Source organism: Methylobacterium sp. E-041, from assembly GCF_022829665.1.
Taxonomy (GTDB): Bacteria; Pseudomonadota; Alphaproteobacteria; order Rhizobiales; family Beijerinckiaceae; genus Methylobacterium.
The window spans coordinates 1-3,375 of record NZ_JAKSYQ010000125.1 but is presented as its reverse complement, the minus strand read 5'-3'; the positions used below and the strand labels follow the sequence as shown (position 1 = coordinate 3,375).

General features: G+C 59.3%; 6 protein-coding genes and 1 pseudogene. 5 read left to right on the top strand and 2 right to left on the bottom strand.

The genetic code is table 11. The features are described 5' to 3' along the window. Positions 1-193, top strand: a pseudogene (cpsB, locus tag MKK70_RS11585) (mannose-1-phosphate guanylyltransferase/mannose-6-phosphate isomerase); the annotation flags it as partial. A 164-nt stretch (positions 194-357) separates the two neighbouring features. Beyond that, the gene (locus MKK70_RS11580) at positions 358-657 is read left to right on the top strand and encodes a hypothetical protein (RefSeq protein ID WP_243947825.1); all 300 of its coding nucleotides are present in this window, start codon (positions 358-360) and stop codon (positions 655-657) included. A gap of 128 nt (positions 658-785) precedes the next feature. On the opposite strand, the gene MKK70_RS11575 is transcribed toward MKK70_RS11580, so the two are convergent. After that, on the bottom strand, positions 786-1,406 hold the full coding sequence (locus tag MKK70_RS11575; RefSeq protein ID WP_243947822.1) for a recombinase family protein: 621 nt from the start codon (positions 1,404-1,406) through the stop codon (positions 786-788). 413 nt (positions 1,407-1,819) lie between these two features. Between MKK70_RS11575 and MKK70_RS11570 the strand changes: the two genes are divergently transcribed. The 3 genes from MKK70_RS11570 to MKK70_RS11560 are packed head-to-tail and all read left to right on the top strand — an operon-like array spanning position 1,820 to position 2,935. Further along, on the top strand, positions 1,820-2,080 hold the full coding sequence (locus tag MKK70_RS11570) for an AbrB/MazE/SpoVT family DNA-binding domain-containing protein (protein ID WP_243947815.1): 261 nt from the start codon (positions 1,820-1,822) through the stop codon (positions 2,078-2,080). Further along, entirely contained in the window at positions 2,073-2,465 is a 393-nt protein-coding gene (locus tag MKK70_RS11565; protein ID WP_243947809.1) for a type II toxin-antitoxin system VapC family toxin, read from the top strand. Before MKK70_RS11570 ends, MKK70_RS11565 begins: the two co-directional genes overlap by 8 nt. Positions 2,466-2,491: 26 nt before the next feature. After that, positions 2,492-2,935: a hypothetical protein gene (locus tag MKK70_RS11560; protein WP_243947807.1), complete on the top strand. Its 444-nt coding sequence runs from the start codon at positions 2,492-2,494 to the stop codon at positions 2,933-2,935. On the opposite strand, the gene MKK70_RS11555 is transcribed toward MKK70_RS11560, so the two are convergent. After that, positions 2,908-3,360, bottom strand: coding sequence for a hypothetical protein (locus MKK70_RS11555; RefSeq protein ID WP_243947805.1), 453 nt, complete (start codon positions 3,358-3,360; stop codon positions 2,908-2,910). The two genes, MKK70_RS11560 and MKK70_RS11555, sit on opposite strands and share 28 nt — an antisense overlap. Between the last annotated feature and the right edge of the window lie 15 nt (positions 3,361-3,375).

Sequence of the window (3,375 nt, the reverse complement as noted above, 5' to 3'; positions counted from 1 at the left end):
GGAGGTGACGCTGGGCGAGCGCCTGGTCCTCGTGCACGAGAACGAGGCGGTGTACCTGCCGATCGGCTCGCTGCACCGCCTGACCAACCCCGGCAGGATCCCGCTCGAGCTGATCGAGGTCCAGGTCGGCTCCTATACCGGCGAGGACGACATCATCCGCGTCGAGGACGTCTACGGACGCTCGTCAGACTGATGAAATATCAGGCAAGAATATATAAAAAACAAATCTTGATCGAATCTTTTAATAAACTTTATTAAATAGATACTATTTATTAAATATTTTTCTTACTTTGAAAATGTAATTTTAGTTTGTTAATCAAGGACGGTATTTCGAGTACCGCCGAGAAGCGTGACAGGATGCAACTGCATGCGCACGCGCAGGAGGAACTCGACGCGACGATGCGGGCGCTGACGTTGGGGATCCAGGCCGTGTCCGAGGGCTGGATCGCCGGTCTGGAGTACGACCCGCACGACGGCCTCCCGAACCTGATCAGGGATCCCGACCTCGATGGGGCAGCCTGGGCCAAGCTTCTCGATGCACTTGTGCCTGCCTGGGATCGCGGTCTCCCCGCCCTTCTTGCCGAGCTACTCGGCGTACGCGCATCCACAGGCGCTTGCCAGGACGCGTACCAGACGCCGACGATGATGCATCGTTAGCGGGCGGCCGTATATACGCAAGCACCGAAGTGACACATCGATCGCCTGCTGTTCTTTCGCATAGGACACTGGGCGAGCTAGGATCCACAAGCTGTCCCAGCCAAGGTCATCGTCCAACATGGTCGCCGTCAGTTACTTTTGGCGGCCAGTAGTTTCTTGCCGTCGGCCCGGATCTGACCTTTCGGATCGACGTGCCGATAGAGTGTCTGACGGGTGATCCCAAGTTCGATGCAGAGATCGGAGACCTTTGTCTCGGGCTGACCCATAGCAGCTTGGGCCAGTCGTAGCTTGGCCGGGGTCATTTTTGGTTTACGCCCGCCGTTTCGCCCCCTGGCGCGCGCTGAAGCAAGACCGGCCTTGGTCCGCTCGATGATCAGCTCGCGCTCGAATTCCGCCAGCGCCGCAAAAATCCCGAATATCAACCGGCCGTTGGCGGTGGTGGTGTCGATATTGGCACCCTGCCCGGTGAGTACCTTGAGCCCGATTCCGCGCGCGGTCAGATCATGGACGGTGTTGACGAGGTGACGCAGGTCGCGGCCAAGGCGGTCGAGTTTCCAGATCGCGAGGGTATCGCCTTCACGGAGCGCCTTGAGGCAGGCGTCGAGACCGGGGCGGCTGTCGCGTTTGCCCGAGGCATGGTCCTCATAGAAGCGATCGGCTTCGACACCGGCTGCGACAAGAGCGTCACGCTGAAGGTCGGTGGTCTGCGAGCCATCGGCCTTCGACACGCGCATGTAGCCGAGCAGCATGGGGTGGTAATCCTGTGCGTTGCTGATGAGCCGTAAGTTCGGGTGTCGGTCGAGCCTTTGGCAGCGACGTGCGTTCGGCGCACGCTCGGCTCCGCCTGTCCCGCAAACGAGCGATTGCGTGACAGATACAGCGATAGCCCCCAAACGGCCGAGCTATTGTACTACAAGCCGTCATAAATTCTACGCTCTGTCATCGATAGAAAATGATCATTAAGTGACATAAAATACGGTAGTGATGCGCTTTTTGTCACTCACCGACGTTTCATCCCAAGGCCGGATGGCAATCCAGAGCCAAAGGTCGAGCCATATGCGCAGGACCGCGACCATAGTTCCCTTATTTGAAACCGGCCATCTTGATGCGACATACGTGGTTTGGTACGAAATGACATTCAGGTACCATTTAACAGGTCCTTATGGCATCGCAGGCGGTTAAAATTATCGATGGGGGTAAGCTGATCATTCCAGCTGCGTTTCGGCGGAAGCTCGGGATCGAGGTCGGCGATACCGTCATCATCGAACTGGATGAGGACGGACTTCATGTCCGATCGCTCACCTCAGCCGTACGCCTGGCTCAGACGATTGTCGGCACCTTCCGACCCGACGATGCGCCAGGTGAAAATCGGTTGAGCCAGGATAGCGCAAACGATCCGCACCAGGAGACCGAGCATGACTGAGGCGTTTGTCCTCGATGCCTCAGCCCTGCTCTGCCTGCTCAAGGGTGAAGCCGGAACGCAACGCGTGATCACGGTCCTACCACGCGCTTGGATCAGCGCCGTCGCTCTGTCCGAAGTTTATGCTGCCCTCGCTGAAGCCGGCGGCTCCCAACACCGCATCACCCAAGCTGTCGGGGGGCTTCACCTACGGGCCGATCCCTTCGACGACGCTCAAGCTCAAGCCACAGGCATGCTGAGACCGCTTCTCAAGGCGTTCGATCTCTCCCTCAGCGATCATGCCTGCCTGGCCCTCGCACAACAGCGAAATGCTGTCGCACTCACCACTCAGAAAGCCTGGTCCGACCTCCCCAAAAGCCTCGGGATCATCATTGAAATCCTCCCATGAGACGTCACTGGAGGGTCTCCTGAACAATGCCGATCCGGCGCGAGCATCGCTTCTTTTATCCCATCGACTGGCCGCAACTCTCAGCGGCGATCCGCTTCGGTCGGGCGGGTGGCGCCTGCGAGGGCTGCGGTCGGCCCCATGGGCTGACCGTGTATCATCTCGGTGATGGGCGCTGGTGGGATGCCAGCATCGGAGCCTGGCGCGATGGACAGGGCCGTACGCTGCGTAGCCTGCCGACGATCGAAGATCTCGGTCGCATCCGTACGACCCGCGTTGTGCTGGCTGCCGCACACCGCGATCACGACACCACCAACAATCTCGACCGCAACCTCGTAGCCTTCTGCCAACGCTGTCACATCAACTACGATCGCCCCGAGCATCGGCGTCGACGCTGGCGCACCCTGTTTCGCCGTAGGGCGATGGGGGACCTGTTTCGGGGGCTCTACCCGACCGCAAACAAATCGAGCTGAAGCGCCGATCTCTGCCCCCTGCCCCGCCGGCCGCCTCGTGGAAGTGGCTTGATCACTGGCAGGGCTCCAGTCCCCTTGGCATGCAGCACGGCCCCGACAATCTGGCAGCCGTCGCCCGGGTGATACACGTAAGCACGGCAGCCATCGGCCTGGAGGATCTCCTGAACAATCGCCTCGTCATCGGGACGTGCGCATAAGGCATTCATCAAACACGCCAGCCCAAGTGAAGCGATGTTCGAGAAGTAGAATTCGCGCTGGTAGCCGGTCCAAACCTGTCTCTGTGCACCGATACTGGTTCGCGCGAACGGATTATTGGGCGCAAACACTGTGCTCTCGTCCAGGACGAAAGCAGCGATCGCATCGCGATCAGCGATATGCAGCGCGGTCCGGATCGATGCACCGAGCTGACGCTGAGAAATAGGCACGCGATGTTGTCCTCA